16 protein-coding genes are annotated in these 21,561 nt (G+C 59.2%); 11 read left to right on the top strand and 5 right to left on the bottom strand.

Going from position 1 to position 21,561, the window contains the following annotated elements; all coding sequences use genetic code 11:
- Positions 1-97 precede the first annotated feature (97 nt).
- Both ACYZTY_RS28230 and purE read right to left on the bottom strand, forming a co-directional pair.
- Complete coding sequence (locus ACYZTY_RS28230) at positions 98-1,180, bottom strand: 5-(carboxyamino)imidazole ribonucleotide synthase (RefSeq protein ID WP_461956359.1); 1,083 nt, start codon at positions 1,178-1,180, stop codon at positions 98-100.
- An 11-nt stretch (positions 1,181-1,191) separates the two neighbouring features.
- On the bottom strand, positions 1,192-1,683 hold the full coding sequence (gene purE / locus ACYZTY_RS28235; protein ID WP_008150032.1) for a 5-(carboxyamino)imidazole ribonucleotide mutase: 492 nt from the start codon (positions 1,681-1,683) through the stop codon (positions 1,192-1,194).
- Between the two features lie 392 nt (positions 1,684-2,075).
- Here purE and ACYZTY_RS28240 point away from each other — a divergent pair, with 392 nt between their 5' ends.
- The gene (locus ACYZTY_RS28240) at positions 2,076-2,702 is read left to right on the top strand and encodes a zinc metalloprotease (RefSeq protein ID WP_461956360.1); all 627 of its coding nucleotides are present in this window, start codon (positions 2,076-2,078) and stop codon (positions 2,700-2,702) included.
- Between the two features lie 47 nt (positions 2,703-2,749).
- On the opposite strand, the gene ACYZTY_RS28245 is transcribed toward ACYZTY_RS28240, so the two are convergent.
- Complete coding sequence (locus ACYZTY_RS28245) at positions 2,750-3,661, bottom strand: LysR substrate-binding domain-containing protein (RefSeq protein WP_461956361.1); 912 nt, start codon at positions 3,659-3,661, stop codon at positions 2,750-2,752.
- A gap of 180 nt (positions 3,662-3,841) precedes the next feature.
- Here ACYZTY_RS28245 and aspA point away from each other — a divergent pair, with 180 nt between their 5' ends.
- The 7 genes from aspA to ACYZTY_RS28280 all read left to right on the top strand — a co-directional run bounded on the left by aspA (position 3,842) and on the right by ACYZTY_RS28280 (position 16,891).
- Positions 3,842-5,266: an aspartate ammonia-lyase gene (gene aspA, locus ACYZTY_RS28250; RefSeq protein ID WP_461956362.1), complete on the top strand. Its 1,425-nt coding sequence runs from the start codon at positions 3,842-3,844 to the stop codon at positions 5,264-5,266.
- A gap of 497 nt (positions 5,267-5,763) precedes the next feature.
- On the top strand, positions 5,764-7,215 hold the full coding sequence (locus tag ACYZTY_RS28255; protein ID WP_461956363.1) for an alanine/glycine:cation symporter family protein: 1,452 nt from the start codon (positions 5,764-5,766) through the stop codon (positions 7,213-7,215).
- Between the two features lie 171 nt (positions 7,216-7,386).
- A complete protein-coding gene (locus ACYZTY_RS28260; protein WP_461956364.1) occupies positions 7,387-8,391 on the top strand; it encodes an asparaginase in 1,005 nt (334 codons plus the stop codon).
- 145 nt (positions 8,392-8,536) lie between these two features.
- Positions 8,537-9,529, top strand: coding sequence for an AraC family transcriptional regulator (locus tag ACYZTY_RS28265; RefSeq protein ID WP_461956365.1), 993 nt, complete (start codon positions 8,537-8,539; stop codon positions 9,527-9,529).
- A gap of 262 nt (positions 9,530-9,791) precedes the next feature.
- Positions 9,792-10,823, top strand: coding sequence for a histone deacetylase family protein (locus ACYZTY_RS28270; RefSeq protein ID WP_461956366.1), 1,032 nt, complete (start codon positions 9,792-9,794; stop codon positions 10,821-10,823).
- A 12-nt stretch (positions 10,824-10,835) separates the two neighbouring features.
- Positions 10,836-11,936, top strand: coding sequence for a polyamine ABC transporter substrate-binding protein (locus tag ACYZTY_RS28275; protein ID WP_461956367.1), 1,101 nt, complete (start codon positions 10,836-10,838; stop codon positions 11,934-11,936).
- Positions 11,937-12,304: 368 nt separating this feature from the next.
- Positions 12,305-16,891 (top strand): dermonecrotic toxin domain-containing protein, encoded by a 4,587-nt coding sequence (locus ACYZTY_RS28280; RefSeq protein ID WP_461956368.1) that lies wholly within the window; start codon positions 12,305-12,307, stop codon positions 16,889-16,891.
- 200 nt (positions 16,892-17,091) lie between these two features.
- Here ACYZTY_RS28280 and pdxR read toward each other — a convergent pair whose 3' ends face one another.
- Positions 17,092-18,642 carry a MocR-like pyridoxine biosynthesis transcription factor PdxR gene (pdxR, locus tag ACYZTY_RS28285; protein ID WP_461956369.1) on the bottom strand — a complete coding sequence of 517 codons (1,551 nt, stop codon included), beginning with the start codon at positions 18,640-18,642 and terminating at the stop codon, positions 17,092-17,094.
- Between the two features lie 90 nt (positions 18,643-18,732).
- On the opposite strand from pdxR, the gene ACYZTY_RS28290 reads away from it, so the two are divergent.
- From ACYZTY_RS28290 to ACYZTY_RS28300, 3 genes are read left to right on the top strand one after another with little or no spacing between them, the layout of a single operon-like run.
- Positions 18,733-19,356: an FMN-binding negative transcriptional regulator gene (locus tag ACYZTY_RS28290; protein WP_461956370.1), complete on the top strand. Its 624-nt coding sequence runs from the start codon at positions 18,733-18,735 to the stop codon at positions 19,354-19,356.
- 9 nt (positions 19,357-19,365) lie between these two features.
- Positions 19,366-19,812 (top strand): GNAT family N-acetyltransferase, encoded by a 447-nt coding sequence (locus tag ACYZTY_RS28295; RefSeq protein WP_461956371.1) that lies wholly within the window; start codon positions 19,366-19,368, stop codon positions 19,810-19,812.
- Positions 19,813-19,829: 17 nt separating this feature from the next.
- Positions 19,830-20,501 (top strand): GNAT family N-acetyltransferase, encoded by a 672-nt coding sequence (locus tag ACYZTY_RS28300; protein ID WP_461956372.1) that lies wholly within the window; start codon positions 19,830-19,832, stop codon positions 20,499-20,501.
- A gap of 116 nt (positions 20,502-20,617) precedes the next feature.
- On the opposite strand, the gene ACYZTY_RS28305 is transcribed toward ACYZTY_RS28300, so the two are convergent.
- Positions 20,618-21,517 carry a homocysteine S-methyltransferase family protein gene (locus tag ACYZTY_RS28305; protein ID WP_461956373.1) on the bottom strand — a complete coding sequence of 300 codons (900 nt, stop codon included), beginning with the start codon at positions 21,515-21,517 and terminating at the stop codon, positions 20,618-20,620.
- Positions 21,518-21,561: the final 44 nt, after the last annotated feature.

Raw genomic sequence — 21,561 nt, forward strand, 5'->3', positions numbered from 1 at the left:
GAGTAAGTGGCTATGCAGAAGCCTAGTCAGACTTTCGCATCCTGCCATGAGAGAACGGCGGACCTTGAATGGTTCCGCCGCTGCCACATGAAACTATTTATTCGGCGATGAGCGCTTCGACCTTGAGGATCTGTTGCTCCAGCGTAGCCTTGTCAGCGCAGCGCAGGTTGGCGTGACCGACCTTGCGGCCGACCTTGAACGCCTTGCCATAGTGGTGCAGATGGCAATCAGCGATGGCCAGAATTTTGTCGGTCTCCGGCACTTTACCGATGAAGTTGAGCATTGCGCTCTCGCCGACCTTGGCCGTCGAGCCCAGCGGCAGGCCCGCAACGGCCCGCAGGTGGTTTTCGAACTGGCTGCATTCGGCGCCTTCGGTGGTCCAGTGCCCGGAGTTGTGCACGCGCGGGGCGATTTCGTTGGCCTTGAGGCCACCGTCGACTTCGAAGAACTCGAACGCCATCACGCCGACGTATTCCAGCTGTTTGAGCACGCGGCTGGAATAGTCTTCGGCCAACGCTTGCAGCGGGTGATCGGTGCTGGCCACGGACAGCTTGAGAATGCCGCTGTCGTGGGTGTTGTGAACCAGCGGATAGAACTTCGTTTCACCGTCGCGAGCGCGGACGGCGATCAGCGAAACTTCACCGGTGAACGGCACGAAGCCTTCCAGCAGGCAGGCCACGCTACCCAGCTCGGCGAACGTGCCGACCACATCTTCCGGTTTACGCAGGACTTTCTGGCCCTTGCCGTCGTAACCCAGGGTGCGGGTTTTCAGCACGGCCGGTAGACCGATAGAAGCAACGGCGGCGTCCAGATCGGCTTGCGATTGAATGTCGGCGAACGCCGGGGTTGGAATCCCCAGGTCCTTGAACATGCTCTTCTCGAACCAGCGATCACGGGCGATGCGCAGGGCTTCGGCGCTCGGGTAGACCGGGACGAATTGCGACAGGAAGGCCACGGTTTCGGCCGGGACGCTTTCGAACTCGAAAGTCACCAGATCGACTTCATCGGCCAGCTGACGCAGGTGATCCTGATCGCCGTAATCGGCCCGCAGGTGTTCGCCCAACGCGGCTGCGCAAGCATCCGGTGCCGGGTCCAGGAAAGCGAAGTTCATGCCCAGCGGGGTGCCCGCCAACGCCAACATGCGACCCAACTGGCCGCCACCGATTACACCGATCTTCATCGTCAACAACCTCAGGCGATGCGTGGGTCTGGATTTTCCAGGACGCTGTCTGTCTGCTCAGCACGGAATTTTTTCAGCACCGCGTGGAATTGCGGGTGCTTGGCGCCGAGGATACTCGCCGACAACAGCGCGGCGTTAATCGCGCCGGCCTTGCCGATGGCCAGGGTGGCAACCGGGATGCCCGCTGGCATCTGCACGATCGAGAGCAGCGAATCGACGCCAGAAAGCATCGACGACTGCACCGGAACGCCCAGCACCGGCAGGTGGGTCTTGGCCGCACACATGCCAGGCAAGTGGGCCGCGCCACCGGCACCGGCGATGATCACCTCGATGCCACGCGCCTCGGCCTCTTCGGCGTACTGGAACAGCAGGTCCGGGGTGCGGTGGGCAGAGACCACTTTCACCTCGTAAGGAATGCCGAGCTTTTCCAGCATATCGGCGGTGTGGCTAAGGGTGGACCAATCGGACTTGGAGCCCATGATCACGCCAACCAGTGCACTCATCGTCGTGCCTCTTCTCTCTGGGCGCCCGCAGGCGCGTCAAAAAACAACAAGCCACGCAAAATGCGTGGCTTGATTGTACGAATTATGGCCAGTCGAACCGGCCGAAGGCCGCGCAGTATACCTCAATGAAGCAGATAAACAGCCCCTCAAGCGACCATCTGTCATGGATCGTGAAAACGCCCACTTGTTGACTCAGAGGTTAAAAAAACGAAGAGGCCTCAGTATCCCTGCCCACACAATTGAACTGTATTAAATATAACCATTACTGACTCAACGAGACTCTCATAGCGACAAGTAAGAAACATAAATAGATAACTTTTAACTTGCCTCTTTTTTTAGCTAGTTTTAATTTTAAATTTTAAGCAAAACACCAAAAAACAAAGGAATATAATGTGAAAGAAGATGAAACAAGTGCACGAGATAAACGTTCGCTGATGGATGAAAATCCTGAGCAATCAAAAAACCCTATCCTCCTGATGGTGTATATACACAGCGACCTCGATGAGTACGACATCAACGAACTTAACCACGACTATTTCTCCTGGGCGAGAACCGAGTTGCAGGATATATCCAATCGTAATATTGATATGATTCTAATTACCAAATCCACATCGCCGGAAATGGCCAATTTTGACTACAAAGATGTAAGTTCTGCATACTCACTCCATCGTTGGAGTCAATTGGTTAACAAGACGTCTTTGAGGATACCGGCAGCACAATCTTACCACCCAAAACTGATCAAACACCTCTTGTTAACCCGCAACCCAATTAACGAAAAAATTGCCGGAGTTGCCTATTCAAAAGATGAGTGTGGAATTGCTTCGATATCTAGCTACATGACACCCGCACACGAGATTGGGCACATGTTGGGTGCCACCCATGAAGATGCTGAGGTCATCTACAACGGCTGGTGGCACGACACGATCATGAAACCTGTCAATGCGCTTCACGGCAATGACTACCGCTTCAGTGACAAAAATAGAGAAAACATCCGTAACTACCTCAGTAAATTCGACTGATTTTTATAACCATGGGCGAAGGTCATTAGCCTGGTCTTCCACCCGGCTCAGGAACCAGGACCGGCCGCCCCGCCTTCCAGCTTGCGCCACAACAGCCGCACGTTGGCCTTACGTACCAACGCACAGCGATACAGGCGAATCTCCAGCGGCACATGCCATTGCGGGCCGCCGCACACCACCAATTCACCGCGAGCCAGTTCGGCGCGCACGCTGAGTTGCGGCACCCAGGCGATGCCCAGGCCTTCAAGCGCCATGCTCTTGAGGCTGTCGGCCATGGCGGTTTCGTAAATGGTGGTGAAGCGCAGCGCCCGCTGGCGCAACAGCATGTTTACCGAACGCCCGAGAAACGCGCCTGCGCTGTACGCGAGCAGCGGCACACTGGCATCGCCTTCCAGATCGAACAGTGGCTTGCCGTCTGCGTCCGCCGCGCAAACAGGGAGCATTTCGGTGTGGCCGAGGTGCAGCGACGGGAAGATTTCCGGGTCCATCTGCAAGGCCGCGTCCGGGTCATAGAAGGCCAGCATCAAGTCGCAACCACCTTCGCGCAGCGCATGTACCGCGTCGCCAACGTTAGTCGCCACCAACCGCGTGGCAATGTTCAGGCCTTCGTTACGCAACTGCGCAATCCAGCGTGGAAAGAAACCCAATGCCAATGAGTGCGCGGCGGCAACCTGCATCACCTCGCCCTGCCCGCCCTCCAGATGATGGAGGTGGCGCAGTACTTCGCCGAGCTGTTCGACCACGGTTCGTGCGGTCACCAGGAACAGCTGCCCCGCCGCCGTCAGCTCGATCGGCGTGCGCGAGCGATTGACCAACTGCAACCCCAGCGCCGCTTCCAGGCTGCGGATCCGCCGACTGAACGCCGGCTGGGTCACGAAACGTCGCTCCGCAGCCTGGGAGAAGCTGCGGGTGGCGGCCAAGGCGCTGAAGTCCTCGAGCCATTTACTTTCCAGATTCATCACGTCCTCCCGGACACGCACCAATTTAGGTCGCACGCTCGCCGCACTCACGGCGTCACATGGTCATTATGCCGAATGTGCATAGGCCAGTGTTTAACAGCATTGGCCGAAAATTCTCCACAAGCCTAGCATTTGCAGTGTTCCGGCACAGACCGGGTCCATATCGAGATGATTTCTATCATGTCCTCCGCTGCATCTTTCCGCACAGAAAAAGACCTGCTTGGCGTACTCGAAGTACCTGCGCAAGCGTATTACGGCATCCAGACCCTGCGAGCGGTGAACAACTTCCGTCTCTCTGGCGTTCCGATTTCGCATTACCCGAAGCTGGTTGTCGGTCTGGCGATGGTCAAGCAGGCCGCCGCTGACGCCAACCGCGAGCTGGGTCATCTGAGCGAAGCCAAGCACGCTGCCATCAGCGAAGCCTGTGCACGTTTGATCCGCGGCGATTTCCACGAAGAGTTCGTGGTGGACATGATTCAAGGCGGCGCTGGCACTTCGACCAACATGAATGCCAACGAAGTCATCGCCAACATCGCGCTGGAGGCCATGGGTCACCAGAAAGGCGAATACCAATACCTGCACCCGAACAACGACGTGAACATGGCGCAGTCGACCAACGACGCCTACCCGACCGCGATCCGCCTGGGTCTGCTGCTGGGTCACGACGCGCTGCTGGCCAGCCTCGACAGCCTGATCCAGTCGTTCGCCGCCAAAGGTGTAGAGTTCAGCCACGTATTGAAGATGGGCCGTACCCAGCTGCAAGACGCCGTGCCGATGACCCTGGGTCAAGAATTCCGCGCCTTCGCCACCACCCTGAGCGAAGACCTGGCGCGCCTGAAAACACTCGCACCTGAACTGCTGACCGAAGTGAACCTGGGCGGCACCGCGATCGGTACCGGCATCAACGCCGACCCGCGCTACCAACTCCTGGCCGTTCAGCGTCTGGCACTGATCAGCGGTCAACCGCTGGTTCCGGCCGCCGACCTGATCGAAGCCACTTCCGACATGGGCGCCTTCGTGCTGTTCTCCGGCATGCTCAAGCGCACGGCGGTCAAGCTGTCGAAGATCTGCAACGACCTGCGCCTGCTGTCCAGCGGTCCACGCACCGGCATCAACGAAATCAACCTGCCAGCGCGTCAGCCAGGCAGCTCGATCATGCCCGGCAAGGTCAACCCGGTAATCCCGGAAGCGGTTAACCAGGTGGCGTTCCAGATCATCGGCAACGACCTGGCCCTGACCATCGCGGCCGAAGGCGGCCAGCTGCAACTGAACGTGATGGAGCCGCTGATCGCGTTCAAGATCTTCGACTCGATCCGCCTGCTGCAACGCGCCATGGACATGCTGCGCGAGCACTGCATCGTCGGCATCACCGCCAACGAAGAGCGCTGCCGTGAACTGGTCGAGCACTCGATCGGCCTGGTCACCGCGCTGAACCCGTACATCGGCTATGAAAACGCCACCCGCATCGCCCGTATCGCCCTTGAAAGCGGCCGCGGTGTGCTGGAACTGGTGCGCGAAGAAGGCTTGCTCGACGACGAAATGCTCGCCGACATCCTGCGCCCGGAAAACATGATTGCTCCGCGTCTGGTTCCGCTTAAAGCCTGATCCGACGTGTCACTTGTAGCACCGCTCACCAGGTCGAGGGACTAGACACCTCTCACCTTTTGAGGGCTTGGGGATTTATTCCCCAAGCCCTTTTTTTTAACTCATTTAGCTACGACTCCGACACTGTAGGAGCGAGCCTGCTCGCGATGAACGATAACGCGGTCTACCTGAAAAACCGCGGTGTCTGCATCGCGAGCAGGCTCACTCCTACAAAAGCCTGGCTCAAAAAGTCAGGTGTTTCAAAGGCTTCGTTTCACCGAATGCACCACAACCGTGCAGACGGACGGCACTCTCCTAGGTATAGTGCCGCCCCTCTTCGCGTGAGCGGTCGTCGGTAACGAGGCCCAAACCCATGCGAAACCCGAACTAATAACAAACCTGCGATATGGGCCCGGGACGAACACTCGCCTCACTGTTGTGCCACGTGCACACCGGTGTAACGCGATGTTTCTACCTGCCCAGCATTTGCCTAAACAAAAAACAGCGAGGAATAATCCATGCTCGAAGTCATTAACGACTTCCTCTCAGGGAAAGTACTGATCGTGCTCATTGTCGGGCTCGGTAGCTACTTCACGATCCGCTCGCGTTTCGTTCAATTGCGCCACTTCTTCCACATGTTCGCGGTGTTCCGCGACAGCCTGAAAAGCAGCGCCGGGCAACTCAGTTCGTTCCAGGCCCTGATGCTCAGCCTCGCCGGCCGTGTCGGCGCGGGTAACATCGCCGGTGTCGGCATCGCCGTGACCCTGGGTGGCCCGGGTGCGGTGTTCTGGATGTGGGTGACCGCACTGGTCGGCATGTCCAGCAGCTTCTTCGAATGCTCCCTCGGCCAGCTCTACAAGCGCTGCGATTCCGATGGCACCTACCGTGGCGGCCCGTCCTATTACATCCAGCACGGCCTGCAGAAACGCTGGTTGGGGATGATCATGGCGTTCCTGCTGCTGATCACCTTCGGCTTCGCCTTCAACGGCCTGCAATCCCACGCCGTGACCCACTCGCTGAAAAACGCTTTCGACCTCGACCCTACTTACACCGGCCTGGCCCTGGCGGTGTTACTGGGTCTGGTGTTCATCGGCGGGATCAAGCGGATCGCCAAGGTCGCTGACCTGTTGGTGCCGGTGAAAACCCTGGTGTACATCGGTGTGACCATCTATGTGATCGTGCTGCAATTCGACCACGTTCCGGCGATGCTGATGACCATCGTCAAAAGCGCCTTCGGTCTGGATCAAGCCTTCGGCGGCCTGATCGGCAGCGCCATTGTCATGGGCGTGAAACGTGGCGTGTTCGCCAACGAAGCGGGCCTGGGCAGTGCGCCGAACGTGGCCGCTGTGGCCTCGGTCGAGCACCCGGTTTCGCAGGGTGTGGTTCAGGCGTTCAGCGTGTTCCTCGACACCTTTGTGATCTGCACCTGCACCGCGTTGCTGATCCTGCTCTCGGGCTTCTACACCCCTGGCTTTGAAGGCGATGGCATTGCCCTGACCCAGAATTCCCTGGCCGCCGTGGTCGGTGACTGGGGCCGGAGTTTTATCTCCGTGGCCCTGTCGTTGTTCGTGTTCACCTCGATCCTCTACAACTACTACCTGGGCGAGAACAACCTGCGGTTCCTGATCGGTGAAAACCGCAAGGCGCTGATCGGCTACCGCGCACTGGTACTGGTGTTGATCTTCTGGGGTGCGATCGAGAACCTGGGTACGGTGTTCGCCTTCGCCGACATCACCATGACCCTGCTGGCGTTCGTGAACCTGATCGCGCTGTTCCTGCTGTTCAAGGTCGGCATGCGCATCCTGCGTGACTACGATGACCAGCGCGCCGCCGGTATCAAGACGCCCGTGTTCGATTCGAGCAAGTTCCCGGATCTGGACCTGGACTTGAAAGCCTGGCCCGCCAATCCACCAGCCGCCGCCCCCAAGGCCGAAGCTGAGCCGCAAGGCGTACCTGCAGCGCAACGCTGATGGGTGAATGACGGGCGCATCCCCTGCGTCCGTCAGTTAAAGTGCACAACTTGTAGGAGCGAGCCTGCTTGCGATGACGGTGAGCCGGTCGACATAAATGTTGAATGATTGACCGCCATCGCCGGCAAGCCGGTCTCACTCCCACATGTCATCTCTTGCGGAGACTCCCCCATGGTTCCCAATTCCTTTCCTGCCGCCCAGCACGTCATGGTGCTCTACACCGGCGGCACCATCGGTATGCAAGCCAGCGCTCACGGCCTGGCCCCGGCGTCCGGTTTCGAAGCGCGGATGCGCGAGTATTTGCACAGCCAACCTGATCTCATTGTGCCGCAGTGGCGCTTTCGCGAAATGTCGCCGCTGATCGACAGCGCCAACATGAGCCCGGCGTACTGGCAGCAACTGCGTGAGGCGGTGGTCGACGCCGTTGATGTCCAGGGCTGCGACAGCGTGCTGATCCTGCACGGCACCGACACCCTCGCCTACAGCGCCGCGGCCATGAGTTTTCAACTGCTCGGCCTGCACGCCCGCGTGGTGTTCACCGGGTCCATGCTGCCGGCCGGCGTGACCGACAGCGATGCCTGGGAAAACCTCAGCGGCGCGCTGGTTGCTCTGGGCCAGGGTCTGGCCCCGGGCGTGCATCTGTACTTCCATGGCGAACTGCTGGACCCGACCCATTGCGCGAAAATTCGTAGCTTCGGTCGTCATCCGTTCAAGCGGCTGGAGCGTCAGGGCGGTGGTGCGAAAGCCACTTCGTTGCCAGCTCAATTGAATTACAACCAGAGCAAGCAATTGGCGAAAGTCGCGGTGTTGCCGTTGTTCCCCGGCATCGGCGCCGAACAACTGGATGGCGTGCTGAACAGCGGCATTCAAGGCTTGGTCCTCGAGTGCTACGGCAGCGGCACCGGGCCGAGCGATAACCCTGAGTTTCTCGCCAGCCTGGAACGGGCGCGGGACAAGGGTGTTGTGGTAGTGGCGGTTACACAGTGCCATGAAGGTGGTGTGGAGCTGGATGTGTACGAAGCGGGTAGTCGGTTGCGTGGCGTTGGCGTGCTATCGGGTGGCGGCATGACCCGTGAGGCGGCGTTCGGCAAGTTGCATGGATTGCTGGGAGCTGGACTCGACACCACTGAAGTGCGGCGCCTGGTCGAGCTCGACCTCTGCGGCGAACTGGTCTGACACACTGCAGGACCTGGAGCGAGGCTTGCCCGCGAAGGCGTTTTCGATAACGCCAAAAGCTTCGCGGGCAAGCCTCGCTCCTACATATGACTTGTACGCGGCATACAACTTGCTCCGTTCCAGCATCCAACCGCTGGAACATCCCATGCTCCACTCCCACCTCACCACCCTCAACGCCGTTTCCCTGGTGCTCAACACCTTCAAGGCCGAAGGTTTGTCCAGCGAAGCCCTGCTGGCGGGAAGTGGCATCAGCGCGGCGGATCTGAGCCGGGCGGACACGCGCATCACCACCAACCAGGAGATGCAGGTTTGCGCCAACGCGGTCGCGCTCAAGCGGGATATCGGCCTGGAACTGGGCCGGCGGATGCATGTTTCGTCCTACGGCATGCTCGGTTATGCCCTGCTAACCTGTGCCACCTTCGGTGACGCTTTGCGGCTGGCGATGCGTTATCCGGCGCTGTTGGGAACACTTTTCGAGTTGAGCCTGGAAGATGACGGCGAGCGCATCTGGTTCGTGGCTGCCGATTACCGGGAGAACCCGGCGCTGGCCGTGTTCAATGCCGAGTTCTGTCTGGTGTCGTTGAAAGTCATTTGCGATGACCTCCTCGGGCACCCGCTGCCATTACTCGCGGCTCGTCTGGAACATGCGGCGCCGGACTATCAGGCGACCTACGCCGAACACTTCAACTGCCCGCTGCACTTCGACGCGCGGGATAACGCCTTTGCCTTCGACAAGGGCTGGCTCGACCAGCCCTTGCCGCTGGCCGATGTCATCACCCATCAGGCCATGGTCGAACGTTGCCGCAAGCAGAACACCGAATTCACCGGGCGTCAGGCGTGGTTGGGGCGGATTCGGCAGTTGCTCCGAGCACAATTGAATGCGGCACCGGGGCTGGACGGTTTGGCGCTACAGATGAATTGCTCGGCGCGCACGTTGCGTCGCCATCTCAAGGATCTGGGGTGCAGTTATCAGGAATTGCTCGATGAACTGCGCTTCGAGCAGGCCAAGTTGATGCTTTGTGAGGATCAGTTGCCGATCTACCGGATCGCCGAAGCGTTGGGCTTCAGCGAAACCGCGAGTTTCCGCCATGCGTTTGTGCGCTGGAGCGGCGTGGCGCCGAGCCAGTTCAGACCTTGACCGCCCCTGTGGCGAGGGAGCTTGCTCCCGCTGGTCTGCGCAGCAGACCCAAACCAAACACCGCATTCCTCCTCTCAGATAGCATTTGCCGGGTTGCGACTGCTGCGCAGCCGAGCGGGAGCAAGCTCCCTCGCCACAGAAGGGCGAATTCCGGTCAAATCTTTTGGCCATATCGATCCCCTTTTGGCCTTTCCTGCCGTTCTCCCAAACGCCGCCTCCCGCAAGACTGTGTTCAACCGAATCAGCCTGCGGAGAACAAGAAATGCTGACGATCTACTCGGACGATCACCACCTGCACCACGGCCGTTGTGAATTGATGGACGGGCAATTGATGCCCTGCTTCGAAATGCCCTCGCGGGCCGACCATGTTTTGCAGCGCGTGCAAAAGCAGAATCTCGGCCCGGTCGAAGCGCCGCAGGATTTTGGCCTGGACCCGATCGCGCGCATCCACAGCCGCGACTACCTGGACTTCTTCAAAGGCGCCTGGGCGCGCTGGACCGAATTCAACACCGACGGCGACTTGCTGCCCTACACCTGGCCGGCCCGTACTCTGCGCCGGATCATCCCCACCAGCCTGCACGGCCAACTCGGCTATTACAGTTTCGACGGCGGCGCACCGATCACCGCCGGCACCTGGCAAGCGGCGTACAGCGCAGCGCAAGTGGCCCTCACCGCGCAAGCCGCCATACAGCGCGGCGCCCGCAGTGCCTTCGCCCTGTGCCGACCACCGGGACACCATGCCGCCAGCGACCTGATGGGCGGTTATTGCTACCTCAACAACGCCGCCATTGCGGCTCAGGCCTTCCTCGATCAGGGCCACAAAAAGGTTGCGATCCTCGACGTCGATTACCACCACGGCAACGGCACCCAATCGATTTTCTACGAACGCAGCGACGTGCTGTTCACCTCGATCCACGGCCATCCGGAAGCCGAATTCCCGTTCTTCCTCGGCTACGAAGACGAGCTGGGTGAAGGCCCGGGCGAAGGTTTCAACTTCAACTACCCTTTGCCGGCTGGCAGCGGCTGGGAAACCTGGAGTGCCGCGCTGGATCAAGCCTGCGAAGAGATCCAGAAATATGGTGCGGACATCATCGTCGTCTCCTTGGGCGTCGATACGTTCAAGGACGATCCCATCTCCCAGTTCAAGCTCGACAGCCCGGATTACCTGGCCATGGGCGCGCGCATCGCGAAGCTCGGCAAACCGACGCTGTTCGTGATGGAAGGCGGTTACGCGGTAGAAGAAATCGGCATCAATGCCGTGAACGTTCTCGAAGGTTTTGAAAGCGCCCAATGAGGAATTAGAACAATGATCAGACTCAAGCGTTTTATCGCACCCGTGCTATGCGCCACGGTGCTCGGTGGCGCCGCCCACGCTGAAGAGCGAACGTTGCGCGTCTACAACTGGTTCGATTACATCACGCCCAAAGCGTTGGAAGACTTCAAGGCACAGAACACCCAGACCAAACTGGTCTACGACATCTTTGACACCAACGAAGCACTCGAGGCCAAGCTGCTGACCGGCAACTCCGGCTACGACGTGGTGGTGCCGTCCAACGTGTTCCTCGCCAAGCAGATCGAGGCAGGCGTTTTCCAGCCGTTGGACCGCAGCAAACTGCCGAACTGGAATCACCTCGATCCCAAGCTGATGAAGCTGCTCGAAGGCAACGATCCGGGGAACAAATTCGCCGTGCCGTACATGTACGGAACCATCCTCATCGGCTTCAACCCGGACAAGGTCAAAGCCGCGCTGGGCGACAACGCACCGGTGGACAGCTGGGACCTGATCTTCAAGGAAGAGAACATCAGCAAGCTCAAGCAGTGCGGCGTCGCCCTGCTCGACTCTCCGTCGGAGATCTTGCCGCTGGCCCTGCAACACCTCGGTCTGGACCCCAACAGCAAGAAGCCGGCGGACTACGAAAAGGCTGAAGCGTTGTTGATGAAAATCCGTCCGTACATCACCTACTTCCATTCCTCCAAATACATGGCCGACATTGCCAACGGCGACATCTGCGTAGCGGTCGGTTATTCCGGCAGCTTCTCCCAGGCCGCCAACCGCGCCAAGGAAGCCAAGAACGGTGTGATCGTCGACATGCGCCTGCCCAAAGAAGGCGCGCCGATCTGGTTCGACATGCTCGCGATTCCGAAAGGCGCGAAGAACCCGGAAGACGCCTACACCTTCATCAACTACCTGTTGCAACCGCAAGTGATCGCGCCGGTCAGCGACTTCGTCGGCTACCCGAACCCGAACAAGGACGCCACGCAATTGGTCGACCCGGCGATTCGCAACAACCCGAACCTGTACCCGACCGAGACGGCGATGGGTACGCTGTACACCCTGCAACCGCTGCCGCGTGATGCCGAACGCGCGCGGACCCGGGCCTGGACCAAGATCAAGTCCGGGACCTGAAGCTACGCCTGAAAACCGAAGACCCGCCGTGAAGCGTAATGCCGATCAGTTAAGCAATTTCTGCGCTGACGCATTTTTTGTAGCAGCTGGCGAAGCCTGCGTTCGGCTGCGCAGCAGTCGTAAAACCTGAGTTTGCGGTCATCCTGAAACACCGCATCGTCTGATTTCACGACTGCTGCGCAGCCGAACGCAGGCTTCGCCAGCTGCTACGAATCGCGCTGCGGCTTGACTGTCTGGCATTACGCACTCGCGGGTCTTTTTTTGCCTGCGATATATATGTACCGCCAGGCGCCTTCGGCCGCCCGATACCTTTTCCTGATCCAGCGCTGCGCAATCAATGGCGGCGCGCTCTCAGTCAGGAGACGACCATGCCCGAAACCGTTGCCCCGAGTGCAGAAGAGGTACTGACCCAGCTGGTCACCGGCCCCTCGATCAGAGAGGTCGCCTCGAGCGCGTTGAGTCCTGCGCTCAATGCGCTTTATCCGCAGCTGAAGATTGATCCGACGCTCGCCACGGTCGTCACCCCGACCTGGGTCGATACCGGCACCGATGTCGTGTCCGGCCACAACTTGTATGAATCGCTCACCGATGTGCTGGTGCGACTCGGTTTGTCGGGATCGACGGTGACGCTCATCGATGGAGAACATTTCCTGACCCTGCAACCGGGCGCTGAACCGCTGTCACAACTGCCGGTGAAAATCGACGCCATCGGATGCCTGCTCAACACGCTGGCACCGCAGCTGTTCATCGCCTATCAGCAACAGCAGCTTGATTACTGGAACCAGGAAACAAGCCCTTCGACCCCGCGCTGGCATTCGCTTTCGCAATCGCTGCAGGACATCTGGAACCTGGATGAGGCCACCGACTGGGATGCGGACCAAAAAGCGATGGCCCGAGCAGTGTTCAATCATCCGGATCGCGCAACACGACGGTCGCAGGACAAGTACCTGACCAAGGCCTGCCTGATCGACACCGATCGCGTTGAAAACGCAGTGAGCGAACATCTGCGTGTTTTGGATATCGCCGTGTTCGTGGGCACCTTGGGCACGCGAACCCTGGTGCTGACACACTCGATTGCCGAAGGGTTCAGGCGCTACGACTCTGTTGAGGCTTTGGGTAAAACATTGTTCGCCCACCCTGGAACGTCAAGCGTCGAGCTGACACTGCAATGGCGTCTGTATGAACCCGAGGGCAACTTCTTCCACCACCAGGCCTGCGCGCTGATCGCACTCGAAGCTGAAGCCATCGGTCAATTCAATACGTTTCAACGTGCTTCTTTTACGAGTCTTTCACCACAAATCAGCGCCGCGGCAAAAAGCTTCACTGAGTTTGAAGCCCTGCCGTCGTCGCGCTTCAGCAAGGTACAGGGGTTACTGACAGGCTGGTTGAAAAACGCTTCGTCAGCGGACCTCACTCGGTACAGCCGACATTTGATGGACCTGGCGCAGCTGCGGGAACAGGACGCTGGAAAAACCTTCGACGAAGGCATCTCGTCACTGCCGCAATTTGCGCTGCAAACCCTGCGAGAGCAGATGATCAAGGATCATCCAGCGGCAGCGGACCTGGATCTGAAAGACATTGAAATCAACATCACCAGCGTCGTGGTGCTGGGCGCCGTCGTGGTACCCGGCAAGACGCAAACCACCACGCTGTCGCTGGTCGAACTGGCGCTGCAAAACCTGATTGCCGTTCCGCTGGGCAACAAGACGGTGAACTCCAAAAAAGGCGACACGGTGCCCGCGTGGATGACCCCGGCCTATCTGGAAAAGCTCGTCACGCAGGTCGATATCGGTGCGGTTTACCCGGCACTGATCAAGCGCAAGCTGCTTGAAGACCCGCCAGAAACGTTGCGACGGCAGACTCTCTACACTCGCCATCTGCGCATCCAGCTGCCCTTGCAGGCGTTGCAGCACAAGATGCGCAGGGAGGCCGGGATTGATGAACGCGGGTATCAATACGTCAATGCGGCCATGCAGGAAAACGCTGCCGATCGCTGGGTGAACGGACAGGAGATTGTCATTCGACCGTTGGCCTTTATTACCGGTGATTCCGCCGACAGCAAAGGCGATGAAGTGGCCAACATGTTCGTCATCGGTCCTCGGCTCACCGACAAAGGACCGTGTCTGCTCTACCGGCCATTGCTCTCCCCCTCGCTGACGCAGCACCCAAGCGAGGCCAATCTGCTGTATGCGATCAAGCACGAAAAACCCCTTCGCCAATCGGTCCTGGCCTGGCTGTCCGACGATGTGCGCTTCAACTACTCCCAGTATGTGTTTTCGGGTGAGTTGCCTTCGGTCTGGACGCTGACCCAATTGCTGGTAGATCCCACTTCAGCCCTGGGCAAGATGGGCGCGGTTTCGCTCAGTGCGGCAGCCCTCGATGACGCGCCGCTGGCGACCCTGTTCAAAGCCAACGCCAACGCGATGATTACCCTGGCTGACCGTCAATCGGTGTCCAATGCGCAAGCTCGCTGGGCGACGCTCAAGCAAGGCACATGGATGCTGTTCAATGTCGCGTTGCCCTTCCTCGGTCGCACTGCCGGAGTTGCCGCGTGGATCTGGCAGATCATGGACGACTTGCAGGACATTACCGATGCCGCTGAGAACGACGACAGCCAACTCGCCTGGTCTGCCGTGACTGATCTGCTGTTGACGCTCGGCATGGTACTGGCCCATCGGGCTGCCACTCGCCATAAACCCGTTTCGCGGTTACCCGAGAAGGTCGAGCCGCCACCCGTGACAAACGAAAGCAAGCCCGCCCGCAAAATCACGATCACCCATCTACCCGAACTCAATCAGCTTCCACCCTCCCATGAGTCGTCTCTGCATGCCATCGCTACGCTGCCGCCCTCATCCTTGGGCGTCCTGCTTGATGAACTGGCCATCGCCGAACCCAAAGGCATGGCAGCCGCCTCCAGCGAACCCGGTCCTTATCAACACCTCAGTTCGCTCAAAGGGAAAAGGTACGCGAAGGTCGGTCAGCGATGGTTCGAAGTCACCCTCAACGACAATAACGATGTGCAGATCATTGACTCACGCCGGTCTCCCACACGCACCGGGCCGCTGCTGATCAAGAACGCCGGAGGCGAATGGTTCATCGATACACGGTTGAGGCTTCGGGCCGGGGGCAAGGAGAAAAAAAGGCTGGAACAACAAAACCGACAACGCCAGGCTGAACTGAAACAGCAAATGATAGCGTTCGAAAGCCAAACCAAAACCCGTGAAACAGAACTCAAGGAAGCTGAAAAAAAAGCGCAGGTAACGGCCGCCACCGACACCCATCGCCGCTTGTACCTTGAAATGCTCGACGCACAGATGTCGTTCATCAGCGCCAACATGGAGCAGATGAAAGCCTTCAATGCTCGCGAGGCCATTCCCAATTACCGAAAAGCGATGATCAGTCGCCTGGATTTCCAGCTTTCGCTGCTGGAGAAATGGTTCGATCACCAGCGTCCGGTTTTCGGTAATCAAATGCGTCTTTCCCTCGATCTGCTCGACAGCCAGCCAACGGAAAACCCACAGACCGCCCGGCAAACCCATCAACTCATGAGCGATTTGACTGGAAGCTACATCAACAAAATCGAGTTTGCGCATTCGCGCTTCGAACAACTGAACCTGCTTGGCAAAGAAGCCGTCGAAGTGATCCGCGACGTTAAAACCAACATGCCGTCCTTCGATTTACAGGACCTCAAACTGTTCCAGATCACACTGGGGCAAGAGTTGTGCCTCGACGACAGCATTGCGGCCGCGCCTGAAGCGCGCCAGGCACTGGAGAACGTTGTCGAAAACGCAGCCCTCGCCATTCAGGCTTCACTGGACCTGGCCGCTGACGAAGAGGTGCGACGGTTACCGGAGCGGATCGATGGGCTGAGCGATCTGGTGGAACAACTCACGATCACCGACCAGCGCATCGTCGATCTGCCCACCGAGTTTCCCGGTCAGTTCCTGCAACCATCGCTCGACTTGATGCGCCAACGAATCGACGGTTTTCAACAGCGCACCGTGAAGCATCTGGCGATGCTGCTGCGGGAACGCCAGGCACTCGAGCCGCAACCGGGCCCTTCCCGCCTGCCGACCGCTCCCGCCAAGCGAATCATCAAGACCCGCTACAAAGGTACGGTGGTGGGCCAGCTACGCGCCGATTCCGTGGCGCATGGGTCAGGACTGATCGACGTGACCTCGGCGTTGACCGGCAAAGTCATCTCGACCTTTCATGAGAAGACTCCGGGTGTCTGGGTTGAAAGAGTGGCGCCGAAACCGGTTTCCCCCGTCGTCGTCCAACCCGACTTGAATGCAAGCAATGTGCTTGGCCAGGCGTTGCTGGACGGGCTGGATGGGTTCATTCGTCGAACAGAGGCCCACTCAAAAGCGACGCGGCGAATACCCGTGGAAATAGAGGAAATGTTTCATCAGCAGACCCATCGATTGCAGGAAGCCGCCCGCGCAATCGAAGAAGCGCTGACTGCCGCTAATTCCACTGAAGGCGGTCCGGGTTCCGCCGTCACACTGGTCAAGCAGTTGAATGATGGGGCAACCAGACTCTACAACCAGGGACGCGTGACGCGAATCAGCATGACCAAACTACAGCCGCCGACGGCGGAGCGCGTCCGGTGGCTGCAAACCGAAGGTCAGGTCGACATCGTCAAGAACCCCGGCCGACGCTTGCTTAAAAGCCGTAAAAGAGACTACCTCGAGGAGTATGAGATCCGTGATCGCAGCACAAAAAAAGTGCTGTGGTATGCCCACTTCCACTATTCAGAGCCCGCATCGCCTGCACAAACCTTCACCGCAGCGCACTTGAAAACCGTGCAGCAACGGCTGCTAGGGGGCGCATCCGAATCCCGCAACACGAACGACGATCTCCAGGCGATTTCGATCTACCGCAGCGAGATCAGTCCGCAACTGGCGACCACACTGTTCTTCGCAAAAGTGCCGGCCTCGGCCTCAGGATCGTAAGCCGTACGTTGTGCCGAACCCGAGACCCGCATTCGCGGGTCTTTGTTCAGATGACTGCCTGAAAACGCTGACACCAGAACTGCGACAGGCGTTGACGACCTTCGAGCCCATCGATGCGGTGTTCAGAAAGATAGAAGATCCTGGACTACGCAAATTGTTTCTGGACCTGGATCCACAGGCACAAACCGCATCGTAATCCCTTAACGACGCCACACCTTTTCCAGTCGCCCGAGTGCGGCGCTGATGGCCGCCTCGGGCACCGCCGCGAAACCCAGGACCAGCCCGGCGCGCTCGTCCACAGGTTTTGCCGAATCCGGCAACCAGTAGCTGCTCAGCGCATTGATCTCGACATCGACGCTAGCCGCCTGCTCCACCAGTTCGCGCTCGCGGGCCTGTGAGTCGACCGCCACCGTCAGATGCAGCCCTGCCGCGACACTGGGCAGGCTGCCAATGCCGGGAATATTTTGCGGCCAACCGGCCAGCAAGGTATTGCGTCGGCTCAGGGCTGCGCGGCGCATGCGACGGATATGCCGCTGGAAATGCCCGGCGGCCATGAACTCGGCCATGACCGCTTGGGTGCTCACTTCGGAATGCCGAACGTCCACTGCTCGACGTTGCGAGAACGCCTGCACCAGCGTTGGCGGCAACACCAGGTAACCCAGTCGCAGCGCCGGGAAAGCAACTTTGCCAAACGTCCCGACGTACAAAACCCGCCCCTGCCGGTCGAGTGCGGCCAAGGGAGCCAGTGGCGCGCCGCTGTAACGGTATTCGCCATCGTAGTCGTCCTCGACGATCCAGCCTTGGGTGCGTTCGGCCCAGGCCAGCAATTCGAGGCGTCGCGCCAGGCTCATCACCACCCCGGTCGGGTATTGATGAGACGGCGTGACATAGGCCAGCCGACAATCGCTGAGGCCGTTCAATTCGTTGCAGTCGATACCCTCACTGTCCACCGCCACGCCATGCAATTTCGCACCGGCCACGGCGAACGCATGACCTGCCGCCCGATACCCCGGATTTTCAATCGCCACCCCGTCGCCCGGCTCCACCAGCAGCTGTGCACAAAGGCTAATTCCTTGCTGCGCGCCACTGGTGATCACTATTTGCTCAGCCGAACACTGCATTCCGCGCGAACTGCGCAAATACGCGGCGATCATGCCGCGCAAACGCGCGTCACCCGCCGGATCGCCATAACACAGTTGCTGTAAATCCGGCTTGCGCCAGAAAGCCGCATTCAGCTTGGCCCAGACCTCAAAGGGGAATAAATCAAACGCCGGAACACCCACCCGAAACGCTCTCGGCGGACCACTCGGCGGGGTCGGCAAATGGTTATTCTCAACCCTGCCCAACGCCCCCCTGTGGATAACTTTACTGGATGGAATCACAGGTAAATCAAGCCAATTTGTGGATAAGGTTGTGGATAAGCCTGTTGACAACCCTGTGGATACTTTTGTGGATAATTTTTTCGCCGAGAGCGCGGCTTGGGGTAATTGCGCAACGTAAGTCCCGTCGCCGACACGCCCCTCGATAAACCCCTCGGCGTAAAGCTGATCGTAAGCTCGCACCACGCTGTTACGTGAAATCGCCAACGCTGCCGCCAGATCCCGGCTGGCTGGTAACCGCGTGCCGCTGGCCAGCCGACCGTCGAGCACCCGCAGGCGCAATGCCTGGTACAGCTGACGACTCAGGCCTTGGCGACGGTCGAGTTCGATACCGGCTGGGTTGAATGACAGGGAAAGCGGCGCTTCGCTCATGGCAATGGACCTATGAAATTGGTCATTAATGGCTCTTACAACAGACCAATAGCCTGCCTAGGATGTAGGCATTCGCCAAGGAGTTTTTCCATGTACAACCCCAGTGGCTTTGCCATCAAAGATTTGCATGAACTGCACCAGCAGATACTCGGCACTCGTCTCGCCATGGTGGTCACCCACGGCGAGCAAGGTCTGCAAGCCAGTCATCTGCCATTGTTGTTCAATCCTGACGAGGGCCCGAATGGCACTCTCTACGGCCACTTCGCCCGGGGCAATCCACAGTGGAAGGAATTGCAGAACGGCGCCGAAGCCCTGGTGATTTTTGCCGGTGTCGACGCTTATGTCAGCCCGGGGTTTTACCCGAGCAAAACCGAGCACGGCAAAGTCGTGCCGACCTGGAACTACGTCGCGGTGCATGCTTATGGAACAGCCGAAGTGTTCACCGATGCCGATCGCCTGCTCAATCTGGTCAGCGCGTTGACCGATCGCCATGAAGCCGGCCGCGCGCAACCGTGGAAAGTTGCTGATGCGCCCGCCGACTACATCGACGGCATGCTCAAAGCCATCGTCGGATTCGCCCTGCCGATCCAGCGTCTGGAAGGCAAACGCAAGCTCAGCCAGAACCGCAGCGCCGCAGATATCGCGGGTGTACGCGAGGGGCTCGCCGCCAGCCCTGATGTGCACGACCAGGCCCTCGCCCACTTGATGCGTTAAGGAATGAACATGAGTCAGATTGAAATCCGCCAGGTCACCGCCAACGATCACGCCGCCTGGCTGCCGCTGTGGCAAGCTTACCTGCGCTTCTACAACACCGAGTTGCCTGAGGCTGTCACAGACAGCACCTGGGAGCGCATGCTCGACCGCAATGAGCCGACTCATTCGGCGTTGGCGTGGGTCGATGGCAAAGCAGTCGGCATGGTGAACTTCATCTACCATCGCTCGAACTGGAGCATCGAAAACTCCTGCTACCTTCAAGACTTGCTGGTAACGCCGCAGACTCGCGGCACCGGCATTGGCCGCAAGCTCATCGAATTTGTGTATGCCACCGCCAAAGCGGACGGTTGCTGCAAGGTCCACTGGCTGACCCACGAAACCAACGCCACGGCGATCCAGCTCTACGAGCGCATCGCCGAACGCCCCGGTTTCATCCAGTTTCGCAAAGCCCTTTAAAGTTCAAGGAGAACAACATGTCGACTTCACTCGCAGACTGGAAAGGCGTCCCGGCGCCATCGGTTCAAACCATCGAAGGGCGCTTCATTCGCCTGGAAAAACTCGACCCGGCGCGTCACGCCGAGGGTTTGTGGAAAGCCCTGCAAGGCCCGGGATCAGACCCGAAACTCTGGGACTATTTGCCGTACGGTCCTTTTCCGGAACACAGTGCTTTCAACGATTGGCTGAACAACCATGCGGCCAATAGCGACCCGTATTTCTTCAGCGTGATCGACCGTGTCAGTGGTGAGGTGCAGGGCATTCTCAGCCTGATGTCGATCGTCCCCGCGCAAGGCCGTATCGAAATCGGCCACGTGACCTTCGGTGCGCCCATGCAGCGCTCGCCGAAAAGCACTGAAGCGGTTTACTTGCTGGCCAAGGAATCCTTTGAACTGGGCTACCGGCGCCTGGAGTGGAAGTGCAACAACGGCAACGCCCGCTCCAAATACGCGGCGGAGCGGTTGGGGTTCAGTTTTGAGGGCGTGTTCCGCCAGCACATGGTGGTCAAGGGGCAGAACCGGGATACGGCGTGGTATTCGATTCTGGATTCGGAATGGCCGGCGATTGGCGCGGGGTTTGAGCGGTGGCTATCCGATGAAAACCAGTCGGATTCCGGGCAAGTGAAAACACTGGCCGAGTGCCGCAGGTAGATCATCGCAGCCTGGGTGGACGCCATCGCGAGCAGGCTCGCTCCTACATTTGACCTGCGACGACCACTGCATTGTGGCCAGCCGAAGATCCTGTGGGAGCCTGCTCGCGAATGGCTTCACACAAGTCTCTGGGCAAGCACCGCAATATGCTCCGGCCCAATCCCGCAGCATCCGCCCAAATGGCTCGCGCCGCGCGCTTTCCAGTCGGCTGCCCACAGCAGATACCCCGGCGGATCGAGGTCTTCACGCAACGGGTCCAGACCGTCGTTGGCCGTGGCCTCTTTCGGTTGTGGCGGAAAGGCATTGGCGTACGCTCCAATGTGAATCTTCACTCCCAAACGCTGGAAGGTTTCCCGCGCCGCATCAATCGCAGCGCCGATCACTTCTGGCTGGCTGCAGTTGAACAGCAACGTCTCGACACCCAGTTCAGCGGCCACCGCAGCGGCCTCAGCCACAGGTTCACCGGAACGCAAACGCGGCACTTCGTCCGTGTCCTCATCCTTCAAGGTAAATGACAGCCAAAAAGGCTTTCCGTCCTTTGGCAGACCGGCGTGAATCGCCCGCGCCTCAACGATTGAGCTCTGTGTTTCGGCTAGCCACAGGTCGACATGCGGCGCCAGCCCGTTGACCAGCGGCGTCAGCAATTCAGTCACCCGGGTAGCATCGAACAGGTCTGGACGATAGGAGCCAAACAACGGTGGCAACGAACCGGCCACACGCACGGCCTTGCCCGAAGCATCCACCGCCCGTCGCGCCAACTCACCGGCCAGCGACGCAAGGGCCTGCCCTTCAGCCGCAAAACGCTCTTCGCCGATATGAAACGGCACCACCGCGTAACTGTTGGTGGTGATCACGTTGGCGCCACTTTCGATATAAGCCGCGTGCACCGCCTCCACTGCTCGCGGCGCTTCGCTCAAGGCCAGCGCCGACCACTCGGGCTGCCTGAACGGCGCTCCTGCACGCTGCAGCTCACGGCCCATACCGCCATCCAAAATTACTGTGCTTCCTGCGCTCATATGCTTTTCACTCATATGCTTATGAAAATAACTCACTACCAACG

The sequence above is a fragment of the Pseudomonas sp. LB1P83 genome, assembly GCF_054897885.1.

Coding starts and splice junctions, on each gene's coding strand:
- ACYZTY_RS28230 (WP_461956359.1), bottom strand. CDS start 1,180: ATGAAGATCGGTGTAATCGGTGGCGGCCAGTTGGGTCGCATGTTGGCG.
- purE (WP_008150032.1), bottom strand. CDS start 1,683: ATGAGTGCACTGGTTGGCGTGATCATGGGCTCCAAGTCCGATTGGTCC.
- ACYZTY_RS28245 (WP_461956361.1), bottom strand. CDS start 3,661: ATGAATCTGGAAAGTAAATGGCTCGAGGACTTCAGCGCCTTGGCCGCC.
- aspA (WP_461956362.1), top strand. CDS start 3,842: ATGTCCTCCGCTGCATCTTTCCGCACAGAAAAAGACCTGCTTGGCGTA.
- ACYZTY_RS28255 (WP_461956363.1), top strand. CDS start 5,764: ATGCTCGAAGTCATTAACGACTTCCTCTCAGGGAAAGTACTGATCGTG.
- ACYZTY_RS28260 (WP_461956364.1), top strand. CDS start 7,387: ATGGTTCCCAATTCCTTTCCTGCCGCCCAGCACGTCATGGTGCTCTAC.
- ACYZTY_RS28265 (WP_461956365.1), top strand. CDS start 8,537: ATGCTCCACTCCCACCTCACCACCCTCAACGCCGTTTCCCTGGTGCTC.
- ACYZTY_RS28270 (WP_461956366.1), top strand. CDS start 9,792: ATGCTGACGATCTACTCGGACGATCACCACCTGCACCACGGCCGTTGT.
- ACYZTY_RS28275 (WP_461956367.1), top strand. CDS start 10,836: ATGATCAGACTCAAGCGTTTTATCGCACCCGTGCTATGCGCCACGGTG.
- ACYZTY_RS28280 (WP_461956368.1), top strand. CDS start 12,305: ATGCCCGAAACCGTTGCCCCGAGTGCAGAAGAGGTACTGACCCAGCTG.
- pdxR (WP_461956369.1), bottom strand. CDS start 18,642: ATGAGCGAAGCGCCGCTTTCCCTGTCATTCAACCCAGCCGGTATCGAA.
- ACYZTY_RS28290 (WP_461956370.1), top strand. CDS start 18,733: ATGTACAACCCCAGTGGCTTTGCCATCAAAGATTTGCATGAACTGCAC.
- ACYZTY_RS28295 (WP_461956371.1), top strand. CDS start 19,366: ATGAGTCAGATTGAAATCCGCCAGGTCACCGCCAACGATCACGCCGCC.
- ACYZTY_RS28300 (WP_461956372.1), top strand. CDS start 19,830: ATGTCGACTTCACTCGCAGACTGGAAAGGCGTCCCGGCGCCATCGGTT.
- ACYZTY_RS28305 (WP_461956373.1), bottom strand. CDS start 21,517: ATGAGCGCAGGAAGCACAGTAATTTTGGATGGCGGTATGGGCCGTGAG.